Consider the following 25,384-nt stretch of genomic DNA (forward strand, 5'->3'; position numbering starts at 1 on the left):
ACGTCTGCGCGCGACGGGCGCTCAGGCGCCCGTGCGCATCCCCTGCAGGTGGGTCACGGCACGGGTGACGCGGGCGAGCGTGCGCTCGCGCCCGAGCAGCGCCATCACTTCGAAGATGCCGGGCGATGCCGCCGAGCCCACGAGCGCGACGCGCAGTGGCTGCAGCAGCTTGCCGGCGCCGACGCCCTTGGCCTCGGCGAGCTGGCGCATCGCCGGCTCCATCGTGGCTTCGTCGAACGGCTCCAATGAACGCAGCGTCTCGCCGCAGGCCTCGAGCAGCGCCTGTGCGGCGGCGGGGTCCTTCCACTGCTTGGCGACGGCGTCCGCCTCGTAGGCGAAATCGTCGGTGAAGTAGGGCGTAGACTGGGCGACGAGTTCGTCCGTCAGACGCGCGCGCACGCGCAGCAACTCGAGCAGCTTGTGATACCAGGCGGTGTTGGCGTCGAGCCACGCGTCCGTCGTGAGGCCGGCCGCCACGAGCGGGCCGCGCAGCAGCGCCGCCGCCTCGGCGATCGGCATCTTCGCGAGGTGCTGGCCGTTCATCCACTCGAGCTTGGCCGGGTCGAACACCGCGGCTTTCTTGAGCAGGCCATCGGCGCTGAAGCCCTCGATGAGCTGCTCGAGCGTCATCACTTCGTCGAAGTCGCCGCCGGGCGACCAGCCGAGCAGCGCGAGGAAGTTGACCATTGCCTGCGGCAGGATGCCCTTGTGCTGGTAGTCGCCGACGGCGGTGGCGCCGTGGCGCTTGGAGAGCTTCTTGCCGTCCGTGCCGTGGATCATCGGCAGGTGCGCGAACTGCGGCAGCGGCGCGCCGAGGGCCTGGTAGAGCAGGATCTGCTTCGGCGTGTTCGAGATGTGGTCGTCGCCGCGCATCACGAGCGTGATGCGCATCGCGATGTCGTCGGAGACCACGGCGTGGTTGTAGATCGGCGTGGCGTCCGAGCGGAGGATGACGAAGTCGTCGATGTCCTTGTTCGGGAAGCTGATGCGGCCGTGGACGAGATCTTCCCAAGCAGTGTCGCCGTCAGGCACGCGGAAGCGCAGCACGAAGGGCGTGCCGGCGGCGACGCGGCGCGCGATTTCGTCCTGCGGGAGCTTGTCGCAGCGGCGGTCGTAGGCGAAGGCACCGCCCGCCGCCTCGGCAGCGGCGCGGCGCTGGGCGATCTCTTCGGTGGTGCAGAAGCAGCGATAGACCTTGCCCGCGTCGAGCAGCTTCTGCGCGTCCGCGCGATGCCGTTCGAGGTTTGCGCCTTGGAAGACGACCTCTTCGTCCCAGTCGAGGCCCAGCCAGCGCATGCCCTCGAAGATGGCGCGCGTGGAGTCGTCGGTGGAGCGGGCCTTGTCCGTATCCTCGACGCGCAGCAAGAACTGGCCGCCGAGCTTGCGGGCGAGGAGCCAATTGAAGAGCGCGGTGCGGGCGCCGCCGACATGCAGATAGCCGGTGGGGCTGGGGGCGAAGCGGAGGCGGGGCGCAGACAAGGGCGAGGCGGGCTGGGTGAACGGGCATCCGGCGAAAACGAAGCCGGCCCGCCCGGAAATGCCTCTCCGAACGGGCCGCGCTCACGGAGACGGAGGGATTCGAACCCTCGATACGGGTTTAACCCCGTATAACGGTTTAGCAAACCGCCGCCTTCAGCCTCTCGGCCACGTCTCCTTTCGGGATGTCCCGAAGTCACGTAATCTCGCCCGCTGACGAGGGTGAATCAAGCGCAGGCGCGGGTGGATTCGCGCGGCTAGCGGAACTGCCGTGGGCCCGGAGGGCGCGGTGCGGGCGGCTCCAGCTGCTTAGGCGCGCGCACCGTGCCGGCTCACCTGCTCGCGCATCGCCGCGACGATCTCCGCATAACGCGCGCCGAACATCGCCGGCTCGAGCAAGAGCGGCGTGCCCGCCTCTGCCTCGCGGAACTTGAAGAGCGGCGACATCACGCGCGGGAAGCGCGCGATATACGCGTCCGGATCCCTCAGCACGAGCGCCACGGCCGGCATCTGACGCGGCCCGCCGCGGCCTGTGGGCGATCCGATGACGGTGGTCTCGCGGATCTCGGCGATCTCCGACCACTTGAAGCGCCCGAGTTCGACGCCGGCGGGGTTGAGGTACAGGCCCTCGCCGTCCATCGCGAAGATCACCGGATTCTTGATGATCCGGTACAGCAGCACGAAGAACATGAACACGCCGATGGCCGCGAAGAAGCCAAAGGCCAGCTTCATGCCGAGCGGCGTCTCGACGGGCGTCGAGAAAGCGTCGCCGCCAGTGTCGAAGCCACCGCCGACCAAGACCTGGTAGAACACGGCCAGCAGGATGACGTCGCCGACCAGGAAGGGGACGTGGACCCAGCGGGGGGCCCGGAGCTCGATGCGGGTCACGCGATCCTGACGGTCTGGGGCGGGGGGCCGAACGGGAGCGGAGGGTACAGGATTCGAACCTGTAAGTCCTTGCGGACGGCGGTTTTCAAGACCGCTGCAATAGCCATTCTGCCAACCCTCCAAGCGATTACGAAGCAACACTTTACCGCGTAATCGCGAGTGTCGTGCGCGCGGGTCACCGGGGACAAATCCGGGGGCGGAACGCCGTGGCGATCCGGGGCCCGCTCGCACTGGCTTCATCCTATATGGGTGTGTGCCCGGCGGCTACCCTCGGCGGGGTGCTGCCATGAACGCCGCGACCATCATCGACGATCCTGAACTCGATGGCGACCGCGACCCGCAGTCGGCGCTCACGCTGGTGGAGGCGGAGTCGCTCGGGTACGTCTCGCACGACCAGCTGCGGACGTTGCATCAGTGTCTCGGGACGCCGGAGCGCGAGGCGCAGCGCACGCGGATCCTGGAGATCGCGCAGGCGCGATACAACCTTGAACGGCGCCGCTGGCCGGTGTGCGCCATTGGTCCGCTGCTGCCGGGTCCGCATGGGCTCCTGATCCCGGTGGAGATCCGCGGCCTTGCGAAGGCGACCCGGGTCCGGGAACAGCTCGAGACGACGGAACAGCTGCGCCCGCTCGCGCGCCACGAGCGCCAGGCGTTGCGCGCGCTCAAGCGGAACGGCGTGCGTCGGGTCGGCAATGATAGCGCGGATACCGCGGCGCTCGAGCGGGCGCGCTTGAAGCGCCTGTCGAAAGCGGCGAAGCGGGCACGCGCCGCGCAGGCCGGGATGGCGCGCGCGCGGGCGCGACAGGCCTCGGCGCAGGAGGGCGCATGCTGACGACGCTCCTGCAGGAGCTCGGCCGCGTGCCGTGGTGGACGCTGCTGCTGGTGCTCAACCTCATCGCCGGGCTGCTCGCGGCGTTCACCCAGGTGCCGGCGATGAACCACCGCCGCGCCGTCGTCCGGTGGAGCGGCTATGCGCTCGGGATGATCGTGTGCGCGATGGTGGGCATGTTCGTGCTGCTCGCCTACGGCGTGATGGTGCAGCTCGAGTCGATGGCGTTCCGCGCGACCGTGGGTGCGCCGCGGCGTAGGATCCATTGATGCGCGCACACGGCTGGAGGATCGCCGGGTTGCTCGTCGCCCTTGCGTGCGTGGTCGGGGTCGTGCACGTCGAGGGGCCACTGGCGCTCGTCGCCGCGATCGCCGCGGTCATCGCGGTTGCGCACGGCCAGGTCCTCGCGCAGGCCCTGCTCGACTCGCTCAATCCGCGGACGGACTCGGAAGCGAAGTATCTGCGCCGCGTGGGGCGCGACATCCTCGAACGGCAGCGTCAGCAGGCGGTGCAGGATGCGGCACGCGCGGAGCGCCGCGCATGACCGGGATCCCGCGCCCCATCGTCCAGACGGAGCGGGCGTGCGTGCTCTGCGGCACGGCGCTCGTGATCACCTTCGATGCGCTCAACCGCCCGCGGCATCGGTGCCCGACGTGCCATGGCACGGTGACGACGCCGATCGACGCGGGCACGGTCGAACGCGTCGCGACGCCGACGCCCGCGTTGGCGAAGTTGGCGCCGAGCCGACAGCAGCTGCAGCGGCTCGTGCTGACCGCGCTGCCGGTGTTCGCGCCCGGTGTGTCGCGACCCGCCGCGGCCGCACGGCATTGCGATCGCTGCGGCACGGCGCTGCCGCGGCAGCACGGACGGGGACGGCCGCGCGTGCGCTGCGCCGATCGGGACGCGTGCGCCGGGCGCACGCGGGGGGCGGCGTGACGGGGCGCGCTGCGGTGCGGATCCTCAACGGCGCGCAGGGCCGCGGTATCGCGCGCGCGCTGGCGGCGGTGACGGCGGGTGTCCTCGCGGACGCACCGCCGATCGCGGCCGACCAAGTCGCATCACCGACGTGCCGGCGGGCCCTGCGCCTACTCGTCTTGGAACGAAGCACCGCTGTTCCCTGTCGGAGCACGCAAGGCGTACGACTCGACCGTCGCTCGCGTGACGGACGAGGTCCGGACCGGGTCGGTTGGCAAGAGCATCAGCCTGCTCTTGCCGCTGCAGATCGAGGGCGTGGCGAATGAATACACGTTCAAGTTCTCGGTCGACTCAGTGTCGGTCCGCCGCGTTCCATAGTCGCGTGCGACACCGTCGCATTCCGCCGATGTTCCAATCCCGTCGATGATGCAGAATTTTCACGTAGCGGCCGACACTCTCCTCAGCTGGGGCGCGCTGATGCGCCCGACCAATCCGGCCGAGTTCTGGGAGATGGCCGGGGCCGTTCTCACGCTCGCGGTGCTGGTGGTCACGGGCTTCGGCCTCAAGGCTATCGCGGTGGCGAAGCAAGACATTCGCTCCGGGCGGAGCGTGAAACCAAGTCGCGCGCAATCGATCTGTGACGTGAGATGCGCGAAGTGCTCTTCCCGATGCACGGCGTGTGGCTTGCGCGGCTCCGCGTCGCGAACATCGAGCTCTTCATCAAGGACGCTACGCACGTCACGTTCGATGAGACGGAGTCGAAGTCGAAGTTGAAGGACGCGACCGCGTGGGTGGGCGCGTTGCCACCGGAACTGAAGCATGAGGCGACCGCCCTAATGAACACGCTTGAATGCTGGGCGATGTGCTTCACGCACGGCCTGGCGGACGCGAAGGTATCTGAGACGCCGTGCGCCCCCGCCTATTGCCAGATGGTCGTCTCGCTGTACCCCTGCACCCTGTATCACCGACACCTCAGCCCGACTATCGGCCCGTATCGCACCTCGTAAACTTGTTTGAGAGTTGGTACGCGCCGAAGACGCAGGCCACGCTCCTCGCCCAGCTCGAACGGGCCAAGAAGCTCGCAACGCTGCCGGACCCAATCGGAACGAAATAGCCGGCTGGCGCGCATAATCACCAGAGGTCGCTCGCCCTCTCCACAACGAGGTACCTATCAAGACGATCGGATTCTAAGGCGCCCTGCGCTGCCGACGGGCCCCGCCAATAGCGGGGCCCGTCGGCGTTTCTGGTCGTGCTGAGTAACGACTCCCCGCGCCGGCGGGCCAGATCTTCCTGCGCGCAACCACGGGTCGGCGACCCCAAGTCGTATAAGCTGTTGTAATACAACGACTTGAGGGTTTGGATAACCGACCAATGTTCATGCACTGGTTTGCGGCCCCCCCCAAGTGCGCGGAAACCTAAGTGCGAGGCTTCGTTGCCATGGCAACAGATTGATTGCAGCGGCGGAACCGCTCGGCAGCATGCTGGGGGACCCAGGCAGGAGAACGAGGATGCCGACGCCGGTCCCACCCCAGGAGTTGAAACACGAGACGGCGCCGGTGAGCGTCCGCCGGTTCCATTATCCGCTGACGTCGCGGCCGCGGGACGTCGCACTCTATTCGCTTGTGCGCGACGCCGTCGGCACGACCCGCCTACGCTGGGATGGCGTTCGGCCGCTCCACCGGATCCCGGCCGAGCATGCTGCGACGTTGCGAGGATGAGCACGGATGGAGGAAGTGATGAAGGCTGACTCGAAGGAGGACCTCCGCGCGCCGCGGCGCCCCGCCCTCGGCTACGCGTTCCTCGACAACAGCGCGCTGTGGCAGCTGCGGCGCGCGGAGATTCGTGACCGCCTCTGGGAGCGCCTCGAGTACCGCGGCATGACGTTGATGCTGACCGAACTCAACGTCCTGCAGGCCTTGGCCGCTGGCCCGGTGCGCGGTCGCGAGCTGTTGGAGATCCTCACCGGCGTCGCGCGGAGCCAGTGGGTCCTGCCTGCACCAGACGCATTCCTGCGCGACGCCATCACGCAGGTGACATCGGCGACGATCTCGCTGTCGGCTGAGCTGTTCGAGCTCCGGCGCGCAGACGCTATCGAAGACTTCGAAGCCGAAGCCCGGCGCGCCAAGGCGTGGACGGCGCGCGCCGACGCCGCCTACCGGGATCACCTGCGGCAACACCAGGCAAGCATCCGTCAGGGACTGAGAGCGCGGGGCGTGCGGCCGACGATCGACCTGCTCCCCGCCTTCAACGCGGACTGGCCATCGATGCGCAACTACGGCGAGCTGCGGCAGCACCTCTGGACGCTCCTCGGTTTCGCCGGCGATGCACCCGACGCGCTGGAGCAGCGCCTGCCGCCGCTGCGCATCGAGCTCGCGGCCCAGGGCGTCGGACTCTTCGAGCATGCAATTGCATACGACGCCGGCAAGCCGACCGAGCGCACCGACTTGCTGCAGCTGTGCTATCTCGGCATGTCGCAGTACGCGCTGCTCGTGACGAACGACCACGGCCAACAGCGCGCAGCGAATACGATCCTCCAGTTACCGGGCTTCGAAGGGATGGCGCTCTCGCTCGACCAGCTGCTCGCTCCCACCGGCGACAAGTTACCTAGGCCATCACAGCAAGGCGCCCAAGGTGCGCGTGATGGCGAGCTATAGCACTCCCGGCGCCCCCTACGACGCAGATACTGGTAGCGGCGCCCAGTCGCATTCGTCGAGTTGCAGCTCGAACTTGCGGACCTCGAGCGTCGGCCGTGCGGATGCGCCGACCACGTGGCCGACGCCGGCGATGGTTTCGCCGACGCTGATGAACTGCGGGTTCTCGCTCCAGTCAGTTGGCAGCTCGATGTCCGCGCAGGCACGGCGCGCAGAAAGGTCTACCACGGTAACGTAGGCGTGCATCGTTGCCTCAATCGCAACGCGCGTCGGATCGGAAATCCCTCCAGGCGGTGCGATCCACTCCTTGTGCACGAACGCTAGCCAACCGTTCCGTAGCACTTCGATGGAGATGAGCGCCGGCATCAGCGTCGAGCGCCCAGAGGTATTGGCCACGGGTCGCAGGGCCGCGTCGAGATCCACGGGGATGGCTCGGCGCGTACGACGAGGCACCACGAAAGAGAATTGCGGTGCAAGCGCCGAGTCAAACACGGAGACAACGTCACTCCACAGCACTGCGGTCACGACATGGGTCGCGGAGACGCCGACGACCGATCGAGGGAAGGACGCGATGCCGAGCTGGTGCCGAAGCAATGAATCCGGAAGCGGCAACGCGGGCCGTAGTGTGCGCGAGCCGGGCTCAAGAATGCCGACCGTGGTGAAGGAATCGGGGGATAGCGAGGCCACGATGAGCCTCGACCCGACCGGCCCCAGAGACGAGACAGACCCGAGGCCGTTCGCGTGCCAGAGGAACTGGCCGTCAGATTGCCGGAACACCGAAACGCGCCGGTTCGTCAGGTCCGTGACCACGAGCGAGTCACGGCCCCACACGCTCATTGCAGTTGGCCCGCGGAACTCGCCGGGACCGTCGCCGCTGCGCCCGAACACGCGAAGGAGCGCGCCGTCAGATGCGAACTCCAGCACGCGACGCTGCACTTGGTCGGTAACAAACGTCCGCCCATCCGGTGCCATATACGCTCGTGAGACTCGAGCAACGTAGATCGTGTCGGACTCAAGCAGCGTGTCCACCGCGGCGACCCGCGCAACCGGCCGCGCAGTTTCGGGGTCAACGTCTGTCTGGCTACAGGCCGCTGCTGACAGGACGGCCAGCAGACATTGCGTCGCGGCTCGCAAGGGAATCCACACAGCGGAAGCGGACATTCTCATAGGCTCGCTTGATGAGGGAGTACGTGCTGATAGGGTCTGCGGCTGAGTCCGATGCTGCAATGACCCCGTTCTCGTAGAGCAGCAGCCGCACGCCGCTCGGCGTCTCGCGCGGCCATGGGCGCGGAAGCACGCCGTCGATTGGCAGGCGCATAGGAGCCGCCGCGCGTTCCTCGCGGACGGACGGCAACCGTCTCCATCGGAATGCCATAGCTGCCGGGGCGCAAGCGCGGAGTTCATCGAACTGCGGCGGCGGTGCCCCGCAACCGAAGCACGTGCCCGGTTCAAGGACAACAACAACCAGCGACGGCGGCGCCGGTTCAGGCAAGTGGAGATCGGCGAACGCGGGGAGGTCCGACCCTTTGCTGCATCCGGCAACGAGAACGACGGCGCAGGTACAGCCAAGCGGACCGAGTGCGCGGAGTAGCCGCGTGACCTGAGTCGGGAACAAGGACAACACTTGCATATAACGGATAAGGGGCGCCGTTTGCGACGAGGGTCTTAGGCGACCCTCGTCGCGGCACGGCCTACATCTGGATGATGATGGGTGAGTTGATGACGCAGTTGCAGACGTTCAGAATGCAACCCTCACAAAAGTCGCCCGGAATCACCTGCAGGGCGTTCGGAGGCGGCAACGGGATCTGCGCCTCTGCCTTGCTCGCCGGCGCTGGCAAGAACAGGCTGACTGCGAACAGCATGTAGAGCGACTTCTTCATGTAACCCTCCTGAGAAGATGAAACTCTCGTCGGCGCGAGCGAATCTCCGCCGACGCGACACGATTGGACGCGGAACCGCACCTGTCAAATCGTGCTAGGTCAATACCGCAGACAACCGTCATCGGAGCGTCACCGGGCGGCCTAGGTGTCGGTTCTAAGGACGTTGTTCACGCTGCATGAGGAAGTGGAGCAGCGGGGGGACGCGGCCGAGCGACCGGTGCGGCCGTTCGACGTTGTAGCAATCTAGGAAGTCGGGTAGCGCCGCGTTGCGGTGGCGGGAGCTGCGGTAGGGCTTCTTGTAGGCCCAGCGGCGGAGCGCGGTCTGGATGAAGCGCTCCGCCTTGCCGTTCGTCTGCGGGCGGTAGGGCTTGGTGCGCAGGTGCCGGATCCCGTGCGCGGCGAGCATCGCCTGCACAGCGTGGCTGGTGTAGGCCTTCGCGTTGTCGGTCATCACGCCGTGGACCGGTATGCCCAACTGTGCAAACCAGCGGTGCGCCGCGTCGAGGAAGCGCGCGCACGCCGCCGCGTCCTGCGTCGGCAGCAGCGCCGCGTACGCGAGGCGCGTCGCGTCGTCGACCGCGACGTGCAGGTGGTCCTGGCCGAGCCCCCGACGGCGGCCGACCTTCGAGCGGTTGCCGTGCGCGCGGTGGCCCGCCGCGACGAAGCGGTCGAGCGCCTTCGTGTCGACGTGCAGGAGCTCGCCCGGCGTCTCGCGCTCGTAGCGCGGCCCGCCGGTTGCGCCGGGCCCCTTCAGCCGGCCTTGGCCCGCGCGCGTCAGGATCCGGCCGACCGTCGAGACCGCGAGCCCGAGTCGCTCCGCGATCTCGGGACCCGTCAGGCGCTTCGCCCGGAGCCGGAGGATTCGCTCGATCTGCGCGGGCTGCGTCGCGCGCGGCGAGCGCCGCGGCCGCGACGAGCGATCGGCCAGCGCAGCCCAGCCGCCGGCCGCGAAGCGCCGCAGCCACTTGTACGCCGTGCTCGTGCTGATGTGGAGGGCGGCGGCGACGGCGCGCACCGGTTCGCCGTCGAGGACCACCCGGCGAACGAGCTCGGCTCGCCCCCAGGCGGTCAATCGCGCATTGTTGTGGATGTTCACTGAGGCCTCTGGCTGAAGGTTGGGTGGCTCGCACCTCCAGCTTCCTCAGTTATGCCTCAGTGAACAACCTCCTTAGAACCGACACCTAGGCCACTCGCTTGCGCGCGTGCGTGGGTAGCCGCATTGTGGTGCGACGGATTACCCGAGGCTAAGCAATGCTTCTCGCGTTTCCTCGCACGCTCGGCGTCGCCCTACTCCTTGGCCTCTCCGTCGTCGCCGCGCGCGACTTAGAGGCCCAGCGCCGCTGCGTGAAGGGCAAGCCCTGCGGCAACACGTGCATCGCGCAGAACAGGACCTGCAGGGTCGGGACGCCCCCGGCGAACCCGACGCCACCGTCGACCTCACGTCCTGCGCCGGCGGCACCGCCGGCGAGCACTGAGGGCGAGGCCAGGGCGTCGGTGCCAGCGACGAGTGGCCCGTGGGTCGCCTCGCGGCGCGGCTCCACCTACTACCGGAATGGCTGCAGCGGCGGGAACTCACTCGCCGCCCAGAACCGGATCTACTTCAGGACCGAGGAGGAAGCCCAGGCCGCGGGCTACCGACGGTCCTCACAGCGAGGGTGCTGATGGCGATGGTCCGCTACATCGATCGAGACGGGGACTCGGGGATTCTCGCCTACGAGCTCGGGCCCCACTGGATCCACGTGCAGTTCAAGGATGGCTCCGTGTACGAGTACACGGACGTCAGCGCCGGCGTGGCGCAGCTGGCGACGATGAAGCGACTGGCCCAGAGCGGCGATGGGCTCAATCGCTTCATCAACCTGTACGTGAAGAAGGGCTACTCGCGGAAGGTGCGGTGACAGATTCGACCGCAGTTGCGCTCCAGCGCCTTGGAGACTCGCTGCAGATCGTGCTGTTAGAACGCAGCGTGTTATCAGCTGGCTTGTCAGCGAGTTGGACGGGTGTCGTCGTCGGCCTTCTGGGCGTGCTCTTTGCGGTACTCGCGATTATCACCGCCTTTGCGTTGTATCGACAGACCAAGGACTTCCACGCTCGTGCCGAGGCGATGGTCGCTGAGTACCGGAATATGGTCGAGCAGGCGTCGGAGGATGCGCGGCTTTCGGTTGCCACCGCGCTCGACAGCCTCAAGGCGGAGGCGGCAACGGTCACGAAGCGACTCGAAGAGACCAGCAGCAGCCAAGCTGCACAGCGGACAGAGCTCGAAGACCGACAGCGGCAGATTGAGCAACGGCGTAAGCAACTCGAGGAGCGTGAGGCAGCTCTCGACGCTGCCAGTAGAGCGCGAGCAATCGAGTTCAACGTTCAGGTGCCGTGGCACGTGAGCAACGCCCGTTCGGCGGCCGCGCTGTCGCAGAAAAGGAACTGGCTGAGCGTCGTTCCTCGAGTCTGTCCCAACTGCGGATGGGTTGAGCAGGGTGCTGGCAATCACCCGGTTTCAGTCAAACCAAAGAATTCATGTCCAGACTGCGGCTACGAGTTCTCGAGGCCTGTGCTTTGACAAACCCGGAACAGCCTTTAACCAAACAAATGCCGAAGGCACAACTCATAGCAAATTCACGACTTAGACTTACGAATATCTCTTGGCGATAGTTGTGTAGTTGATTTTTTACCGCACGTGCGGTAAAATTATGCCCACACGAGTTCACTTCCGGGCATGCGACGCATGAGAGGATGAGATGCAGGAGATCGCACAACTTTATCGCGAAGAAGACGCAGACGAACAGTTGCTCCGGATCTTTGGGGTTGACTCCCAGCCGTTCCTAAACGCAGTCGCAAGCGGCTGGCTGCAATGGGCGAACCGATCTGAGTTCGACGCCCCATCGTTCCCCGGGTCCCTATTGTGGGGCCACACGGTGCGTGCTGAACGCACTCAACTCTCCGAGCGCCGCTGGACCTGCGACTCCACGGACAACTTTCCGACCTGCATAACTCCAGACGGGAAGATGGCGATTGTTGTCGAGACTGGAGACGAGGAGACGGGAAAGGTGGTGCCTGGGCGCCGGCCTCGCACGAAGAGCCAGAAAGGCCCACGTACGATGCAGATGGTGAGAGACAACTCTCAACTGCTTCAAGGCGATCTCTTCAGCGCATTCGCGATGCGCCCGCGCTTGGTGGGTGAAGGACCGCTCCTTTGGGTCCATCTCATCCACCAGCACGGCGGCTTCGTCTACCACGAGATTTCGCTTCCCACGGTGGCCGACTCCGACAGTCGAATCACCGGCTGGAAGTGTCGGATCATCCTGCCTACGTACCGTAGCGGCAGCGCTCTCTCGAAGCTGACGGCACCGACGCCTGCTCCCGACATCCAGGTTCAGGTAAAGCGCCGTGCAGGTTGAGAGTCGGGCGTTCGAACCAGCACGCCTGCTGCTTGCAAGGCGCCGGAGAGGCCTCAAGCGCAGCCAGCTCGCAGTATTGGCGGGCCTAAAGCCCCGAACGTTGGCTGCATACGAACTGAGTGAGCGCGAGCCGTCTGACGATGCTCTTGCTCGCCTTCAGAACGCTCTCGGATTTCCGAGAGAGTTCTTCTTCCGAGGCGCGATTCCTCAGCTCCGCGAAGATGGTGTGGCATTCCGCGCCCTATCCAAGATGACTGCGCCCCAGAGAGAGAAGGCGCTCGCCGCAGGCGAGCTAGCGTCGGAACTGCTCGAGTGGGCGAAGTCGAGATTTGACCTACCTGCTCCTAACGTTCCCGACTTGCGCCTTGAGAAGGATCCAGAGACGGCTGCGCTCGCCTTGAGGGCTGCTTGGGGTATGGGAGACAGACCGATCCCGAATCTCATCAAGCTGCTAGAGGCGCATGGCGTGCGCGTGTTCTCGCTGGTAGAGCATGACCGCGCCCTCGACGGATTCTCATTCTGGCGCGCCGGCGAGCCGTTCATTTTCCTGAACACGCTCAAGTCCGCGGAGAGGTGTCGATTCGACGCGGCCCACGAACTCGGCCATCTAGTGCTGCATCGCCACGGCGGCGGCGTCGGACCGAACGCGGAGCGCGAGGCGATGGAGTTTGCGTCGTCTTTTCTCATGCCAAGCTCGAGCGTACGTTCTCACGTAACCGGACCCGTCTCCATCACAGAGCTTCTGCAGGTGAAGCAGTGGTGGGGAGTTTCGCTCGCTGCTCTCGTGAAGCGCCTCCACGACGTCAAGATCATTAACAACTGGGTCTATCGGGAAACGTTTATGCAGCTCCAAGGCCTCGGATATCGGGACAACGAGCCGAATGGCATTGTTCGTGAGCACTCGCTGATCTGGCCTCAGATATTCGATGAGATGCGAAAGGAAGGCAGCACACGCGCTGACGTCGCCCGACTGCTTGGATGGCCGGTTGAAGAGCTGCAGTCTCTCGTGTTTCAGCTCGTGATCTCGGGACTGTCCGGGGGCAACGCTACTGCGCCGCAGAATTCAAACAGCGACGCGCGATCGGCGCTGAGCATCCTTCACTGACGAGGATTCTCAACTGCAGGCCGTTGCTCCTGCGACCATTCCCAAGACGGCAACTGCGGCCGCCCCCGCGGGTCCCGCCGCAACCGCTCCGGCGGCCGCGCCTCTGGCGACGGGACCCGCGTAGCACACGCCGGTGAGCGCGACGCGCCACCAGCATCGGCGCCCGCGCGCGAGCTGCGTGTCCTGCACGTCGACGAGCGCGCGCGCCGTGCCGAGGACCACCGGCGCGTAGGTCACCGTGAGATCGAGCCCGCGGATCCGCGCCGCCGCCGTCTGCCGCTCGATCGCCGCGAGCCGGAGCTGCTCCTCCGCGCGCCGCGCGAGCTCCTCGAGCGCGACTGCCATCGCCAGGCTGTCCCGCCGCACCGCCGCCCGTGCCTCCGCGATCGCGCGGCGCAGCTTCCGCGGCCGCACGCCGCATCGAGTCGAGCCGGGCATCCTTCTCCGCGAGCTCAACGCGCAGCGAGTCGTTCAGGACCTGCAGCCGGGCCCGGTCGTCCGGATCCGTCGCGCGCACGATCCAGCGCGCGCCGGCGATAACCGAAACGATAACAAGCGCGGAGGCCGCGACCTGGAGCAGCGGGCCGACCCACGTCCGCCAGCTCATGCGGCCACCTGCGTTCCCGGCGCGATGTCCGCGCCGTACCGTGCCCAGACGGCCGCGAGGTCTCCGCGCGCGTAGTCCGTGCGGTCCGCCACCCGCGGCGCGATCGAACAGCGCGCCCACTGGTAGTGCGGCACGTCCGGCAGCGTCGGCCAGTCGCCACCCCAGGCGAGGCCGTGGGGCGTGACGATCGCCGCGACATCCTGCCACCACTGCTCGGGCGCCCCCCAATGTAGCTTTGGGTGGATGAAGTCCACGGCGAGGCCGTAGCCGTGCCAGCTGCGCAAGGCGCTCGAGGCCTTCGTGACGATGCGTTCGGGCGGGCGCACCTCGCGGCCCTGCGCGTACAACCATTCCTGGCGCGCGCGCGAGCGGGAGGTCTCGAAGCGCAAAACCAGCAACCCGGACTCGCGGCACGCGGCTTCCGCGGCCACGATCGCGGCTGCCATGGCCGGCGCGAGCCGCGTCAGCGAGCGGTCGGCTGGAATCGGCCGCCAGACGCGCGGCGCCGCGACCGCGGCACGTGCGGCAGCTGGCGCGGTCATCCGTCGTCGCTCCGGTCCACGAGCGTCTCGCGGTCCGCCGGCGTGTCCGGGATCGCCGGCGCGCGGATCCCCTTCACCGCGGTGCCGATGTGCGGGGCGAGCAGCTTCGCGGATCCACGACCTCCGCCATTGCGCGGGGCAGTGGGCCAGCGATGCGGGCGAGAGCGACCGGGCGATCGGCCAGCTGCTGCGGCACAGCGACCCGCGCATGACCGCGCGCTACACGAAGCAGAAGGATGCCCACGCGGCGAGCGCCGCGGTGGGGCGTGTACTCCAGCAAGCGAGGGGGGCGTGATGCGACCACGAGCAACACCACTGGGGACCCCGGGGACTACGCCGGGGACGAATCCGGGGACGATGCTGCAGGGTTCGGCGTCGATTCGGGGCGATGCGGCATTGACCATCGCCGGACTCGGCGTGATGCCGCATGGAGTTACGGCATCGGTGCGCGGTGGCGTGGCTGGCGCTGCAGAGTCTCAAGACCGCTGCAATAGCCATTCTGCCAACCCTCCGGGGGGCGCCGGAAGATACTGCCGCCAACCGTTACAGCGGAACCGAACGGGAATCCGTAGCATAGGTCTCAAACAGCTTCCAACCACCGCACGGGTCCCCATGGACACCCAACCGCCGCCTCGCACCTCCCAGCCGACCCTGGACGCCATCCGGGCCACCGGCGGCGACGAGTTGGTGCGCGAGCTCTACGGCACGTTCAGCGACTTCGCGGCGGCGCAGGTCGCGTGGCTGGATCGCCTCGCCGCCGCAGACGCCTTCGACGGACTGCATGAGGGTGCCCGCGTGCTGCGCATCAGCGCGCGGCAGGTCGGCGTGCTCGAAGCCGTCGAAGCCTGCGAGCGCTTGGAAGCCGCGGCGCTGGCGCAGGACCGCGGCCGCGTCAGCGCCTCACTCGACGCCCTGCACGACGAGTTGGCCGCGGCGCGTCCCTGGGTGGACGCGCTCGCGGCCGGCTGAGCCCTTACGGGTTCCGCGGCGCGGTCGGCGGGAGCGGGATCGCCTGCTGGGCATCGTTGCCCGGACGCGGCGTGTCAGGCCCCGGCAGGCTCGCCAGCAACTCGCGGAAGCCCATCGTCTCGGCGACCGCGCGCACGCTGCGGAAGATCGAATCCGCCGCGACGACGTTGCCGCTGCGCTGCAGCGCCTCACCCGTGATGATGCCGGTGTTTACGACGAGGCCTGGAATGCCGATCGACGGCATGTCGGTCCACGGCGTGCGGTTGGCCAGTGAGGCCGGCGCCTTGAACTCGCGCCACAACGCGACCGAGCGCTGGACGTCCACCCAGCCTTCGCCCGGGACCTGCACGAAGCCGTCCGTCGGCTGGATGCGACGCGGCCGCAGCTTGCGCGTGTGGCCCTGCATGACGACGTAGTCGCCCAAGCCCAGCTGCTGCGGCAGGTTGCCCGCCGTGCGGCTGAAGTGGATCGCGCGCGTGTCGTTGTCGAGGATCATGCGCAGCACGAGGATGTCCGCGCGCTGCAGCACCTGCGGCTGGATGTCGGCGACGATCTCGCCCTTCTGGAAGCGCTGCGGGGTGCGGATCTCTTGGTACAGCGGCAGGCCATCCGCCTCCTGGTACGTCATCTTGAGCGCAGGACCGTCAGGCTTCGTCCACTGCTGGCCGCGGAAGGCCTCCGGGCCCGACTCGGCGTCGTAGTCGAACACCTCGCGCCGGATCATCTGGCGCGTATACCACTCCGTGTTGAGCAGCGACGTGTTGGCCACCGTCACATCCTTGCGGATGCCGAGCACTTCCTGCGCGTACCAGAGCGGGAACGTGTCGTTGTCGCCGACCGTCACGAGGATGCCGTAGGGCTCCACCGAGTTCAGCATGTCGATCGCGACGTCGGCGGTGTCCGTCTGGCCGGCGCGGGAGGCACTGGTCCAGTTGGCGACGAGCGGAATGAACGCGATGAGCAGGATCGGCGCCCCGAGCGCCCAACCCTTCGAGGTCGGGAGATCATAGCTCTCCTTGCCGACCGTCACGCGCTCGCGGCCGATGACGACGGCAATGCTCTCCCACACGTACACGAGGCCCAGCGCGGCCCACACGGACCACGCCGAGAAGCTCCAGAGATAGAAGTAGTCTCGGTCGCGCACTTCGCGATCGACCATGTCGCCAAGCTCCGGCGCCTGCGAGGCGCCGTACTTGAAGTTCAGGTAGTAGATGAGGCCGATCGTCAGCGTGAGCATCAGCGGCCCGAAGAACGCGAAGCTTCGAGGGTCGCGCCGGTAGTGCACCCAGCCGCCGAGGATGCCGAGCAGCAGGAAAATCGCGGCCAAGCTGCCCTGGAGGCCCGGACGCTCACCCTGCGCATCGCGGATCCACTGCCACTTGAAATACAGCCACCACATGCCGACCTGCGCCGTGAACGGCGCCATGCGCTCCGTGACCGGGGGCTTGGCGTACTGCCCGCGGTTGAAGTTGTACATGAAGGCTTCGTAGGTGCCCTTCGAGAGCGTGCAGTCGAGGCGGAGGCCGTCGCGGCAGGCGGTCGGGTCGCCCTCGTTGATCGGCGGATTATGCGCCGCGCGGATCGGCTGCGTGGCGAAGGGCGTCGCGCCGAGGATGCCGACGGCGACGCAGGTCACCAGCAGCTTCCAGTTCGTGATGATCGACGGCTTGCGCAGCAGCACCGCGATGCCGGCGGCCGGCAGCACGAGCATGCCGGCCATGTGGTTCGCGTAGCCCAGACCGCAGAGGTACGCGACCATGATGAGCAGCTTGTTCGCCCCCGGGGCATCGGGCTCGTCGCACCAGCGCACGATCAACCACGCACTGATGGCCATGCCGACCAGCGAGACGGTGTACACCTTCTCGTTGACCACCGAGTTGCTCCACACCGTGAACGCCGTCGCGCCGATCAGCACGGCCAGCGCGCCGCCGGCGATGCGCTGCCAGCGCTTCTCGAACCAGCCCACGAGCACGCGCTCGGTGATGAGGAACCACATCCCTGCCGAGACCGCCGAGGAGAGCGCCGCGAGCAGGTTGATGCGCATCGCCACGTTCGGCGCGATCGGCAGGATGCTGAACACGCGGCCAATCAGGACGAAGAACGGATTCCCCGGCGGGTGCGGCAGCCCCATCGTGTACGCGGCCGCGATGTACTCGCTCGTGTCCCACATCGCCGTCTCGGGGGCGAGCGTGACGAGATAGAGCAGGAACGTCAGCCCCGCTGCGATGGCGGCGGCGAAGTAGCTGGGGCGGTAGTCGAGGTCGGAGCTCATGGGACGGGCTTGGGGGAAAACGAAAGCTGGGCGCTGGAGCCGTAGGGCGGAAGCCTCGCGGCCGCCGCCCTTGGCCATTGGTCACCGATCTAGTGCCGGAACGTTCGCTGCCCGGTGAACACCATCGCGATGCCGTGCTCATCGGCGGCGGCGATGACCTCATCGTCCCGCACCGATCCCCCAGGCTGCACGATGGCGCGTACCCCGGCCTGCGCCGCTTGGTCCACGCCGTCGCGGAAGGGGAAGAACGCATCGCTGCCGAGGGCGGCGCCGTTGGGATCATGGTTGGCGGCCCGGGCCTTGTGCACGGCGAGGAACGCCGCGTCCACGCGGCTCATCTGACCCGCGCCGATGCCGATGGTCGCGCCGTCGCGCGCGAGCACGATGGCGTTCGACTTCACGCTCGCGACGGCCCGCCAGGCGAACAGCAGGTCCTTGGACTCGGCGCTGGTCGGCGCGCGCTTGGTCACGAGGCGCCAGTTGTGGTCGTCGAGCACCGACGGCGCCCGCTCCTGCACGAGGATGCCGCCGCGCACGCCCTTCACGTCGAGCGCGGTGCCCGTGCTGCGGGCGGCGCCCTCGAGCACGCGCAGGTTCTTCTTGGCCCCGAGGATCTGCAACGCCTCCGCAGAGAACGCCGGAGCGATCAGGCACTCAACGAAGAGCGAGGCAATCGCTTGCGCGGCCGCTTCATCCACCGGAACGCTGAACGCGATGACGCTCCCGAAGGCCGAGACGGGATCGCAGGCCAAGGCCTTCTGGTAGGCCTCGAGCGCCGTCTTGCCCGTCGCGAGCCCGCAGGGCGTGGTGTGCTTGATGATGGCGCAGGCGACTTCCTCGCCGAACGGGTCGATGGCGAGCATGGCGCCTTCGAGGTCGAGCAGGTTGTTGAAGCTCAGCTCCTTGCCGCCGTGCTGCTTGAGGGCCGCGAGGCCGCGGCCTCGCTCCTCCGAATAGAACGCGGCGGCCTGTCCCGGATTCTCGCCATAGCGCAGCGTCTGCACGCGCTCGTAGCCCAAGGCGAGCCGCTCGGGGAAGCGCTCCCCGCGCTGCGAGGCGAACCAGCCACTGATCGCGGCGTCGTAGCTCGCCGTATGCGCGTACACCTTCTCGGCCAGGTCGCGGCGCAGCTCCAGCGCGTCGCCACCGTTCGCGATGGCCGCGAGGACTCGCGTGTAGTCGGCGGGATCCACGACGACCGTCACGCTGGCGAAGTTCTTCGCCGCCGAGCGCAGCATCGATGGGCCGCCGATGTCGATCTGCTCGATCACCTCCTCCGGCGCCAGGCCCGGCTTGGCCGCCGTCTCGCGGAACGGATACAGATTCACGCAGACGAGGTCGATCGGGGCGATCCCATGCTCGGCGATCGCCGCCATGTGCTCCGGCAGGTCGCGGCGCGCGAGCAGTCCGCCGTGCACCACGGGGTGCAGCGTCTTCACGCGCCCATCGAGCATCTCGGGGAAGTGCGTGATCTCGCTGATGTCGCGCACGGGCAGCTGCGCGGCCCGCAGCGCCTTCGCGGTGCCACCGGTGGAGACCAGCGCATAGCCGCCCTCGACGAGGCCACGGGCGAAGTCGACGAGGCCAGTCTTGTCGGAGACGGAAAGCAGGGCAACAGGCATTACGGCAACTCGCGGTCGAAGTCGATATCCGGGACGCCATGCACGCGGCCGTCGGGCCCAAGCGTGAGGGATCCGCTGGTCAAGAGATGGATGCTCCAGGGATACAGCTTGTGCTCGGCGGCGAGCACGCGGGCGCCGAGTGACTCCGGCGTGTCGGTGCTGCGCACGGGCACGGGCCACTGCGCGACGATGGCCCCTTCGTCATAGTGCTCAGAGACGAAGTGCACGGTCGGGCCGCTGACGCGCGCGCCCGCGGCGAGCACCGCCGCGTGCACGCGCGCGCCGTACATGCCGGGGCCGCCGAACGCCGGCAGCAACGCCGGGTGCACGTTGAGCATGCGGCCGTGGAAGCGGCGTACGACGTCGGGCGGGATGAGCTGGAGATAGCCGGCGAGCGCGATGTGCGTGATCGCGTGCTCGCGCAGTAGCCTATCGAGGGTGGCGCCTTCGTCCTTGGGTAGGTGGACCGCCGGGATCGTCCACCCGCGGGCGCGCTCGAGCGCGCCCGCGGCGCGGCGGTCGGACACCACGAGTGCCAGGTCGGCGCTCGCCGCTGCGCCACGTGCGACGAGGTCGTCGCGGATGGCCTGCAGGTTGCTGCCGCTGCCCGAGGCAAGGACGGCGAGGCGGGCGCGTGGGGTCGTCACGGGCGCAACTTAGCTCGCCTCGGCGTCGAGGACGAGCGCGACGGCGTCGTGCAGTGATCGGGCGACGGTCGCCTCGCGCTCCGCACGCGAGATCTCGTCGGACGGCGTATCCACGCCCGGCACGAGAATGCCGCGGCCGCCGAGCGCGAGGGCTGGCGCGACGTCGCGAAAGCGATCGCCGATGAACAGCGAGCGGTTGACGTCGAGGGCGAGGTCGCTCGCGGCGCGGCGATGCAGCAGGGTGCCGGGCTTGCGGCACTCACAGGGGCCGCTGCGCGCGGGTTCGTGCGGGCAGTGATAGCTGCCGTCGAGCGTGACCCCTTCCTCCGCGAGCAGCGCATCGAGGCGGTCGCGCACGGCCGCGTAGTCCTGCTCCGTCAGCAAGCCGCGCGCGATGCCCGACTGGTTCGTGATCACGACCAACGCATAGCCGGCACGCCGCAGGCGTGCGAGCGGTGCCGCAATGTTGGGCAGCAGCCGCACGAGCGCCGGATCGCGCAGGTAGTGCGCATCGTGGATCAAGGTGCCGTCGCGGTCGAGGAACGCGGCGGGGCGCAGCGCGGTCACGGGCGGCGCGGCGGCGCGCCGCGGGCGGTGGTGTCGCGGGCGGTGCTGTCGGCGGGGGCGCGATCGCGCGCGGGGCTCGGACGCGGCGGCGGCGGAGGCTGCACGCGCAACTCCCGCTCCGTGTTCACGCTGCGGCCGTTCAGGCCACGGGCGTCGCGAATGCGGAAGCGGTACAGGCCCGGCGCCAGCGGTGCGGCCAGCGGAGCCGTCCACTGCGTGACCGGCACGACGCGCTTGAAGACGGGGCGGACGATGCTGTCCGCGGCGACCGAATCGGCGGCGACGGAGTCGCGCGTGACGGTATCCCGCGGCTCGGGCCGGGTGTTCTCGACGCGCACGGTGTCGGGCGGGCGCGGCGCAGGCACCGCGATCTCGCCGCGCGTCGGCGCGCTGTCGGCGGCGGCAGCGGTGGAATCGGCGGCGCGGGCCACGGAGTCTCGCGCGGTGGAGTCGCGCGCGGCCGAGCGCATGCGTGCGAGTGAGTCGTAGACCGCGCTGGGCACGAAGGGGCCGCCAAGCGGGATCACCGCGGAATCAGCGCCCACGAGCTCGGCGCTCCGGCCATCCCAGTCCGCGACGATGCCGCGGTCGAGCCGGATGCGGATGGCGGTCGAGTCGATCCACTCCACCTGTTCGAGGCGCGGCGGGAGCGTGTCGCGGCCGTAGGCATACAGTTCCAGTGTCGCCGTATCCGAGAGCGCGACGCGCGCGACGTCGGAGATCTCGCGGAAGGAGATCCTGCGGTCGTTGTTGGCGTCCACCCACGCGCGCACCTCGTAGAGCCCCGACGTCAGCTCGCGCACGCGAAAGCGGCCCAATGAATCCGTGCGCGCGCTCCAGCGGAACAGCGTATCGGCCTGCCGGAAGAGATCGACGCGCGCGTTCGCCGCCGGTCGGCCCGTGGTCCAGTCGAAGAGTACGCCGGACACTTCACCGGTCGGGATTGCCGCGCCGGTGGAGAACACGAAGCTGAACGGTTCGGTAATGCGGTTGCCGCGCAGGTCGGCGAGGCCCGGCAAGAGCGTCACGCGGTAGGCCGTGTTGGGCCGGAAGCCGCCGCGCGGGCGCAGCTCGAGGGCCTCGCGGCGCCACACGACTTCGTCGCGGCCGTCGCTAGGCGACAGCACGAGCAATCCAGCCAGGCCGCCAGCCGCCCCCCCTGCCGCCGCGCCTCCGGGCGCGGCGGTCGGCGCGCTGCGTTCGCTCACGACCTCGTCGAACTGCAGCACGACGGCCGGTACCCGCACACGCACCGCATTCGAGTCCGGCAGGATGCGCTGCAGCACCGGCAGCTCAGCGTCCGGCGGACCGCCCGGCGGCATGCCCTGCGAGGCGCAGCCCCCGATGCCGGCGGCAACGGTGGCGGCGACCAGCAGCGCCAGCCGACGCCGCATCAGGCGCCCAGCTCCGCGAGCTTCTGCGTCATCTGGGCGACGCGATCCGCCCACTCGCGCTCCTTTGCGCGTTCAGCCTCGACCACCGCCGGCGGCGCCTTGGCCGTGAACTTCTCGTTGCTCAGGCGGCCGCGGAGTGCCTCCAACTGCTTGCTGAGGTTCTCGATCTCGCCGCTGAGGCGCGCACGCTCCTTGCCGAGGTCCACCATGCCGGCGAGCGGCAACGTGAGTTCAAGCTTGCTGGCGAGCACGGCGTGTGCCGCGGCGCCGGTGGGCGGGGCATCGGCGGAGACCTCGCAGCGCGCGAGGCGCTGCAGCAGCACGGCGCTGTCCGTGAGCGCCGCGAAGGCTTCGGCGCTCGCGCCGCCGCGCGCGACGAAGGCCTTGATCGGCGCGCCCGGCTGCACGCCGTACTCGCTGCGCAGGCCGCGGATGGCATCGATGGCTTCGCGCACGGCGTCGAAGGCCACGCCGGCGTCGGCACCGGCGCCACGCATGCTCGGCCACGCCGCCACGGCGATGAACGCGCCCGGCGTGCGCGACGGCAGGCGCTGCCAGAGCGCTTCCGTCACGAAGGGCATGATCGGGTGCAGGAGGCGCAGGCCTTGGTCGAACACATGCACCAGTACCCGGCGCGCGGTCTCGCGGTCCGCGCCGGGCTGGGCGAGCCGCGGCTTCACGGCTTCCACGTACCAGTCGGCGAGCTCGTTCCACACGAAGCGGCGCGCCGCCTCGGCGTAGGCGTCCAAGCGCATGCCCTGCTGGCGCTGCTGCTCCGGCCAGTGGTCCGCGGCGGGACGCGCCGGGCCCAGCGCCGCGTCGCCCTCGGCGATGGCGGCGTCGAGGCGGCCGAGGATCCAGCGGTCTTCGAGGCGTAGGGTCGAGGCGTCGATGTCCTCGAAGCGGCCGATGGGTTCATCCCCCACCTGCAGCAGCAGGAAGCGCCCGATGTTCCAGAGCTTGGTGGCGAAGTTGCGGCCGGGCGCGAAGGACTTGTCGAGGTCATTCGGGTCGAGCATGACGTCCACGCCAAGGCCCATGCCTTGGATGAGCGTCCAGCGCAGCGCGTCGGCGCCGTAGCGGTCCACGACGTCGAGCGGATCGATGCCGTTGCCCAGCGACTTGCTCATCTTGCGATGCTGCATGTCGCGCACGGTGCCGTGCAGGTACACGGTGTGGAACGGCGGCTTTCCCTGGAAGGCGTAGCCGCTCATGATCATGCGCGCGACCCAGAAGAACAGGATCTCCGGCGCGGTGACGAGCACGTCGCTGGGGAAGAAGGCCTTGAGGTCCTTCGCGTTCTCATTCGGCCAGCCCATCGTGCTGATGGGCCACAGCCAGGACGAGAACCACGTGTCGAACACGTCTTCGTCCTGCGCGACGATCGCGGCGCCGCACTGGCGGCACGCGGTGGGGTCCTCGCGGTACGCGTCGGCGTGGCCGTTGGCGCAGGTGAACACCGGCACGCGGTGCCCCCACCAGAGCTGCCGCGAGATGTTCCAGTCGCGGATGCCCTCGAGCCAGTTGATGTAGACCTTCTCCCACTTCTCGGGGAGCAAGCGGATGGTGCCATCCTTCACCGCCTGCAGCGCGGGTGCGGCGAGCGGGGCCATCTTCACGAACCACTGATCGCTCAGCCGCGGCTCGACGACCGTCTCGCAGCGGTAGCACTTGCGGATCGAGTTGGCATGCTTTTCGATCTTCACGAGATGCCCGCTGGCTTCCAGCGCCTTCACGATCTCCTTGCGCGCGGCGAAGCGATCCAAGCCCGCGTACGCTGCCGGCACGCGGCCCTGGGCCTCGGCGACTTCGCCCATCTTGCCGTGCATGTCGATGACCACCGGCATGCCGAGCCCGTGGCGCTTGCCGACCTCGAAGTCGTTGGCGTCGTGGGCGGGCGTGATCTTGAGCGCGCCGGTGCCGAAGTCCTTCTCGACGTAGCTGTCGGCGATGACCGGCATGCGGATGCCCGTCACGGGCAGGAGCACATCCTTGCCCACGAAGGCGGCGTAGCGCTCGTCGTCGGGGTGCACGGCGATAGCCACGTCGGCGAGTATGGTCTCGGGCCGCGTGGTCGCGATCGTGATGCCGTTGGACGGATCGTCGGCGAAGGCGTAGCGCACGTGGTGCAGCGCGCCTTCGGAGTCGTGGAACTCCGCTTCCTCATCGGAGAGGGAGGTGAGGCAGCGCGGGCACCAGTGGATGACGCGATGGCCGCGGTAGACCAGGCCCTGCTCGTACAGCCGCACGAAGGCTTCGCGCACGGCCCGCGAGCGGTCGGGGTCGAACGTGTACGCCGTGCGCGAGAAGTCGGCGGAGGCGCCGATGTTGCGCAGCTGCTTCAGGATGATGCCGCCCGTCTCCTCCACGAACTGCTCGGTGCGCTTCACGAAGGCGTCGCGTCCCAGGTCGAAGCGCGTCTTGCCGTCCTTGGCGAGCAGCTTCTCCACGACGTTCTGCGTAGCGATGCCGGCGTGGTCGGTGCCGGGGAGCCAGAGCGCCTCGTCGCCGGCCATGCGGCGCCAGCGGATGAGCACGTCCTGCACGGTGTTGTTGAGCCCGTGGCCCACGTGCAGCACCGCCGTCACGTTGGGCGGCGGGATGAGCACGGTGAACGGATCGCGGTCGCCGCCCAGGCGCGTGGTGCGGCCGGCGTCGGCGCGGAACAGGCCGGCCTCGTCCCAGGCGCGGCTCAGCGCAGGTTCGGTGGCGGCGAAATCGAAGTGGGTCGGGAACTCGGCAGACTGGTCGGGCGTCTCGGGCATCTATAAAAGATAGTCCGAGCCCGAACGGCGCCCAACGGCGCGCCAATCAGCGCCGCGGGCGAACCTGCAGCTGCTGCCGCACCCGCGTGACCCCGGGGACGCCGCGGGCCAGGGTGACCGCGTGCGCGACTTCGCGCGCCGCCCGGACGCGGCCGTACAGGATTACGTCGCCGTCGTCGTCCGCCTCGATCTCGATGGCCCGCTCGGCCAGGATCGGGTCGTTGCTGAACGCCTCGAGCACGCGCTCGCCGATCCGGTCCTCGTCGCCCTCGTCGAGCTCGTCGTCGGGGAAGTCGTCGCCGAAATCCTCGTCGAGCGGATCCTCGGCCTCGGCGTACTCGTCGGCGTCCTCGTAATCATCGTGCGCCGCGTCGGCCGGCACGGGTCGCGCGGCCCGCCGCTCGTCCCACTGGTCCTTGAGTTCGAGCGCGAGGTCCACCACGGGGCCCCACTGCTTGCCGGCGAAGGACGCGAGGCCGCGCAGGCGGCGGCCCAAGCCGCGGAGGGAGGGTCTGCGCCCGCTGTACTTCTCGGACACGAGCACGCCGGCGGTGACGCCGATGGCCGCACCGGCCAGCAGCCAGAGCAGCCAACGATCGCCCTTGGATTCGGCTTCGACTTCGATCACGCGCATGGCGGAACACCGGAGAGTGAATGCGTGGCGATGGTTCTATGCCCCGGCTAAGTTGCACTCATGCACACACCACCGTCCACTCCCGCCGTCTCCCGGGCGCCGGCGCTGTCTTGGCGCGCGATTCTCCTTTGGCTGGCCTTCGCCGCGACGTTGGTGACGGGGTTGGTCTTGGCGGTGCGGTTCGGCGGCGGCGTGCCGGCGCTGATCGATGGGGGCCTGCGATGAGTGC

At 68.5% G+C, this 25,384-nt stretch carries 27 protein-coding genes and 2 tRNA genes; 13 read left to right on the forward strand and 16 right to left on the reverse strand.

What is annotated here, in order from left to right:
* Positions 1-21 precede the first annotated feature (21 nt).
* From gltX to Strain318_RS05330, 4 genes are all read right to left on the reverse strand, one after another.
* Complete coding sequence (gene gltX, locus Strain318_RS05315; protein ID WP_367887482.1) at positions 22-1,479, reverse strand: glutamate--tRNA ligase; 1,458 nt, start codon at positions 1,477-1,479, stop codon at positions 22-24.
* Positions 1,480-1,563: 84 nt separating this feature from the next.
* A tRNA-Ser gene (locus Strain318_RS05320) sits at positions 1,564-1,654 on the reverse strand.
* Between the two features lie 131 nt (positions 1,655-1,785).
* A complete protein-coding gene (locus Strain318_RS05325; RefSeq protein WP_367887483.1) occupies positions 1,786-2,364 on the reverse strand; it encodes a hypothetical protein in 579 nt (192 codons plus the stop codon).
* A 38-nt stretch (positions 2,365-2,402) separates the two neighbouring features.
* Positions 2,403-2,485 (reverse strand) — tRNA-Ser (locus Strain318_RS05330).
* Positions 2,486-2,650: 165 nt separating this feature from the next.
* Here Strain318_RS05330 and Strain318_RS05335 point away from each other — a divergent pair.
* The 7 genes from Strain318_RS05335 to Strain318_RS05365 all read left to right on the forward strand — a co-directional run bounded on the left by Strain318_RS05335 (position 2,651) and on the right by Strain318_RS05365 (position 6,762).
* Positions 2,651-3,196 carry a hypothetical protein gene (locus Strain318_RS05335; protein WP_367887484.1) on the forward strand — a complete coding sequence of 182 codons (546 nt, stop codon included), beginning with the start codon at positions 2,651-2,653 and terminating at the stop codon, positions 3,194-3,196.
* Complete coding sequence (locus Strain318_RS05340; RefSeq protein WP_367887485.1) at positions 3,190-3,462, forward strand: hypothetical protein; 273 nt, start codon at positions 3,190-3,192, stop codon at positions 3,460-3,462. The genes Strain318_RS05335 and Strain318_RS05340 overlap by 7 nt, the downstream gene beginning before the upstream one ends.
* Positions 3,462-3,737 (forward strand): hypothetical protein, encoded by a 276-nt coding sequence (locus Strain318_RS05345; protein ID WP_367887486.1) that lies wholly within the window; start codon positions 3,462-3,464, stop codon positions 3,735-3,737. The genes Strain318_RS05340 and Strain318_RS05345 overlap by 1 nt, the downstream gene beginning before the upstream one ends.
* Positions 3,734-4,129, forward strand: coding sequence for a hypothetical protein (locus tag Strain318_RS05350; RefSeq protein WP_367887487.1), 396 nt, complete (start codon positions 3,734-3,736; stop codon positions 4,127-4,129). The genes Strain318_RS05345 and Strain318_RS05350 overlap by 4 nt, the downstream gene beginning before the upstream one ends.
* Before the next feature lie 222 nt (positions 4,130-4,351).
* Positions 4,352-4,486: a hypothetical protein gene (locus tag Strain318_RS05355; RefSeq protein ID WP_367887488.1), complete on the forward strand. Its 135-nt coding sequence runs from the start codon at positions 4,352-4,354 to the stop codon at positions 4,484-4,486.
* A 269-nt stretch (positions 4,487-4,755) separates the two neighbouring features.
* On the forward strand, positions 4,756-5,115 hold the full coding sequence (locus Strain318_RS05360) for a hypothetical protein (RefSeq protein WP_367887489.1): 360 nt from the start codon (positions 4,756-4,758) through the stop codon (positions 5,113-5,115).
* 729 nt (positions 5,116-5,844) lie between these two features.
* Positions 5,845-6,762 carry a hypothetical protein gene (locus Strain318_RS05365; RefSeq protein WP_367887490.1) on the forward strand — a complete coding sequence of 306 codons (918 nt, stop codon included), beginning with the start codon at positions 5,845-5,847 and terminating at the stop codon, positions 6,760-6,762.
* A 15-nt stretch (positions 6,763-6,777) separates the two neighbouring features.
* Here Strain318_RS05365 and Strain318_RS05370 read toward each other — a convergent pair whose 3' ends face one another.
* The 3 genes from Strain318_RS05370 to Strain318_RS05380 form a co-directional block, all read right to left on the reverse strand.
* The gene (locus Strain318_RS05370; RefSeq protein WP_367887491.1) at positions 6,778-7,920 is read right to left on the reverse strand and encodes an NHL repeat-containing protein; all 1,143 of its coding nucleotides are present in this window, start codon (positions 7,918-7,920) and stop codon (positions 6,778-6,780) included.
* A gap of 530 nt (positions 7,921-8,450) precedes the next feature.
* Complete coding sequence (locus Strain318_RS05375) at positions 8,451-8,639, reverse strand: hypothetical protein (RefSeq protein WP_367887492.1); 189 nt, start codon at positions 8,637-8,639, stop codon at positions 8,451-8,453.
* A gap of 154 nt (positions 8,640-8,793) precedes the next feature.
* Positions 8,794-9,735, reverse strand: coding sequence for an IS481 family transposase (locus Strain318_RS05380; RefSeq protein WP_367885876.1), 942 nt, complete (start codon positions 9,733-9,735; stop codon positions 8,794-8,796).
* A 565-nt stretch (positions 9,736-10,300) separates the two neighbouring features.
* Here Strain318_RS05380 and Strain318_RS05385 point away from each other — a divergent pair.
* From Strain318_RS05385 to Strain318_RS05400, 4 genes are all read left to right on the forward strand, one after another.
* Positions 10,301-10,534: a hypothetical protein gene (locus tag Strain318_RS05385; protein WP_367887493.1), complete on the forward strand. Its 234-nt coding sequence runs from the start codon at positions 10,301-10,303 to the stop codon at positions 10,532-10,534.
* Positions 10,531-11,193 (forward strand): hypothetical protein, encoded by a 663-nt coding sequence (locus Strain318_RS05390; RefSeq protein ID WP_367887494.1) that lies wholly within the window; start codon positions 10,531-10,533, stop codon positions 11,191-11,193. Before Strain318_RS05385 ends, Strain318_RS05390 begins: the two co-directional genes overlap by 4 nt.
* A 178-nt stretch (positions 11,194-11,371) precedes the next feature.
* Complete coding sequence (locus Strain318_RS05395; RefSeq protein ID WP_367887495.1) at positions 11,372-12,031, forward strand: hypothetical protein; 660 nt, start codon at positions 11,372-11,374, stop codon at positions 12,029-12,031.
* A complete protein-coding gene (locus Strain318_RS05400) occupies positions 12,021-13,136 on the forward strand; it encodes an XRE family transcriptional regulator (RefSeq protein WP_367887496.1) in 1,116 nt (371 codons plus the stop codon). Before Strain318_RS05395 ends, Strain318_RS05400 begins: the two co-directional genes overlap by 11 nt.
* A gap of 9 nt (positions 13,137-13,145) precedes the next feature.
* Here Strain318_RS05400 and Strain318_RS05405 read toward each other — a convergent pair whose 3' ends face one another.
* Entirely contained in the window at positions 13,146-13,550 is a 405-nt protein-coding gene (locus tag Strain318_RS05405) for a hypothetical protein (RefSeq protein WP_367887497.1), read from the reverse strand.
* 189 nt (positions 13,551-13,739) lie between these two features.
* Complete coding sequence (locus Strain318_RS05410; RefSeq protein ID WP_367887498.1) at positions 13,740-14,285, reverse strand: M15 family metallopeptidase; 546 nt, start codon at positions 14,283-14,285, stop codon at positions 13,740-13,742.
* Between the two features lie 612 nt (positions 14,286-14,897).
* Between Strain318_RS05410 and Strain318_RS05415 the strand changes: the two genes are divergently transcribed.
* Positions 14,898-15,254 (forward strand): Hpt domain-containing protein, encoded by a 357-nt coding sequence (locus tag Strain318_RS05415; protein ID WP_367887499.1) that lies wholly within the window; start codon positions 14,898-14,900, stop codon positions 15,252-15,254.
* A gap of 4 nt (positions 15,255-15,258) precedes the next feature.
* Here Strain318_RS05415 and Strain318_RS05420 read toward each other — a convergent pair whose 3' ends face one another.
* From Strain318_RS05420 to Strain318_RS05450, 7 genes are all read right to left on the reverse strand, one after another.
* Complete coding sequence (locus tag Strain318_RS05420; protein ID WP_367887500.1) at positions 15,259-17,526, reverse strand: glycosyltransferase family 117 protein; 2,268 nt, start codon at positions 17,524-17,526, stop codon at positions 15,259-15,261.
* A gap of 89 nt (positions 17,527-17,615) precedes the next feature.
* A complete protein-coding gene (gene purH / locus Strain318_RS05425) occupies positions 17,616-19,148 on the reverse strand; it encodes a bifunctional phosphoribosylaminoimidazolecarboxamide formyltransferase/IMP cyclohydrolase (protein ID WP_367887501.1) in 1,533 nt (510 codons plus the stop codon).
* Entirely contained in the window at positions 19,148-19,795 is a 648-nt protein-coding gene (gene purN / locus Strain318_RS05430) for a phosphoribosylglycinamide formyltransferase (protein WP_367887502.1), read from the reverse strand. Before purN ends, purH begins: the two co-directional genes overlap by 1 nt.
* Positions 19,796-19,804: 9 nt before the next feature.
* Complete coding sequence (locus Strain318_RS05435) at positions 19,805-20,362, reverse strand: D-glycero-alpha-D-manno-heptose-1,7-bisphosphate 7-phosphatase (protein ID WP_367887503.1); 558 nt, start codon at positions 20,360-20,362, stop codon at positions 19,805-19,807.
* Positions 20,359-21,756 (reverse strand): Ig-like domain-containing protein, encoded by a 1,398-nt coding sequence (locus Strain318_RS05440; protein ID WP_367887504.1) that lies wholly within the window; start codon positions 21,754-21,756, stop codon positions 20,359-20,361. The genes Strain318_RS05435 and Strain318_RS05440 overlap by 4 nt, the downstream gene beginning before the upstream one ends.
* Entirely contained in the window at positions 21,756-24,521 is a 2,766-nt protein-coding gene (locus Strain318_RS05445) for a valine--tRNA ligase (protein WP_367887505.1), read from the reverse strand. Before Strain318_RS05445 ends, Strain318_RS05440 begins: the two co-directional genes overlap by 1 nt.
* Positions 24,522-24,567: 46 nt before the next feature.
* Entirely contained in the window at positions 24,568-25,155 is a 588-nt protein-coding gene (locus Strain318_RS05450) for a BON domain-containing protein (RefSeq protein ID WP_367887506.1), read from the reverse strand.
* 60 nt (positions 25,156-25,215) lie between these two features.
* Here Strain318_RS05450 and Strain318_RS05455 point away from each other — a divergent pair, with 60 nt between their 5' ends.
* Complete coding sequence (locus Strain318_RS05455) at positions 25,216-25,380, forward strand: hypothetical protein (RefSeq protein ID WP_367887507.1); 165 nt, start codon at positions 25,216-25,218, stop codon at positions 25,378-25,380.
* The last annotated feature ends 4 nt before the right edge of the window (positions 25,381-25,384 follow it).

Origin of the sequence: Pseudogemmatithrix spongiicola (genome assembly GCF_030623445.1) — a bacterium.
GTDB classification, from domain to species: domain Bacteria; phylum Gemmatimonadota; class Gemmatimonadetes; order Gemmatimonadales; family Gemmatimonadaceae; genus Pseudogemmatithrix; species Pseudogemmatithrix spongiicola.

Bases quoted from the DNA above. Each gene is read 5' to 3' on its own strand.
- Strain318_RS05335 (WP_367887484.1), top strand. From the start codon at position 2,651: ATGAACGCCGCGACCATCATCGACGATCCTGAACTCGATGGCGACCGC.
- Strain318_RS05360 (WP_367887489.1), top strand. From the start codon at position 4,756: ATGCGCGAAGTGCTCTTCCCGATGCACGGCGTGTGGCTTGCGCGGCTC.
- Strain318_RS05385 (WP_367887493.1), top strand. From the start codon at position 10,301: ATGGCGATGGTCCGCTACATCGATCGAGACGGGGACTCGGGGATTCTC.
- Strain318_RS05365 (WP_367887490.1), top strand. From the start codon at position 5,845: ATGAAGGCTGACTCGAAGGAGGACCTCCGCGCGCCGCGGCGCCCCGCC.
- Strain318_RS05395 (WP_367887495.1), top strand. From the start codon at position 11,372: ATGCAGGAGATCGCACAACTTTATCGCGAAGAAGACGCAGACGAACAG.
- Strain318_RS05375 (WP_367887492.1), bottom strand. From the start codon at position 8,639: ATGAAGAAGTCGCTCTACATGCTGTTCGCAGTCAGCCTGTTCTTGCCA.
- Strain318_RS05445 (WP_367887505.1), bottom strand. From the start codon at position 24,521: ATGCCCGAGACGCCCGACCAGTCTGCCGAGTTCCCGACCCACTTCGAT.
- Strain318_RS05440 (WP_367887504.1), bottom strand. From the start codon at position 21,756: ATGCGGCGTCGGCTGGCGCTGCTGGTCGCCGCCACCGTTGCCGCCGGC.
- purH (WP_367887501.1), bottom strand. From the start codon at position 19,148: ATGCCTGTTGCCCTGCTTTCCGTCTCCGACAAGACTGGCCTCGTCGAC.
- Strain318_RS05420 (WP_367887500.1), bottom strand. From the start codon at position 17,526: ATGAGCTCCGACCTCGACTACCGCCCCAGCTACTTCGCCGCCGCCATC.
- Strain318_RS05340 (WP_367887485.1), top strand. From the start codon at position 3,190: ATGCTGACGACGCTCCTGCAGGAGCTCGGCCGCGTGCCGTGGTGGACG.
- Strain318_RS05415 (WP_367887499.1), top strand. From the start codon at position 14,898: ATGGACACCCAACCGCCGCCTCGCACCTCCCAGCCGACCCTGGACGCC.
- Strain318_RS05455 (WP_367887507.1), top strand. From the start codon at position 25,216: ATGCACACACCACCGTCCACTCCCGCCGTCTCCCGGGCGCCGGCGCTG.
- Strain318_RS05370 (WP_367887491.1), bottom strand. From the start codon at position 7,920: ATGTCCGCTTCCGCTGTGTGGATTCCCTTGCGAGCCGCGACGCAATGT.
- Strain318_RS05350 (WP_367887487.1), top strand. From the start codon at position 3,734: ATGACCGGGATCCCGCGCCCCATCGTCCAGACGGAGCGGGCGTGCGTG.
- Strain318_RS05345 (WP_367887486.1), top strand. From the start codon at position 3,462: ATGCGCGCACACGGCTGGAGGATCGCCGGGTTGCTCGTCGCCCTTGCG.
- Strain318_RS05410 (WP_367887498.1), bottom strand. From the start codon at position 14,285: ATGACCGCGCCAGCTGCCGCACGTGCCGCGGTCGCGGCGCCGCGCGTC.
- Strain318_RS05450 (WP_367887506.1), bottom strand. From the start codon at position 25,155: ATGCGCGTGATCGAAGTCGAAGCCGAATCCAAGGGCGATCGTTGGCTG.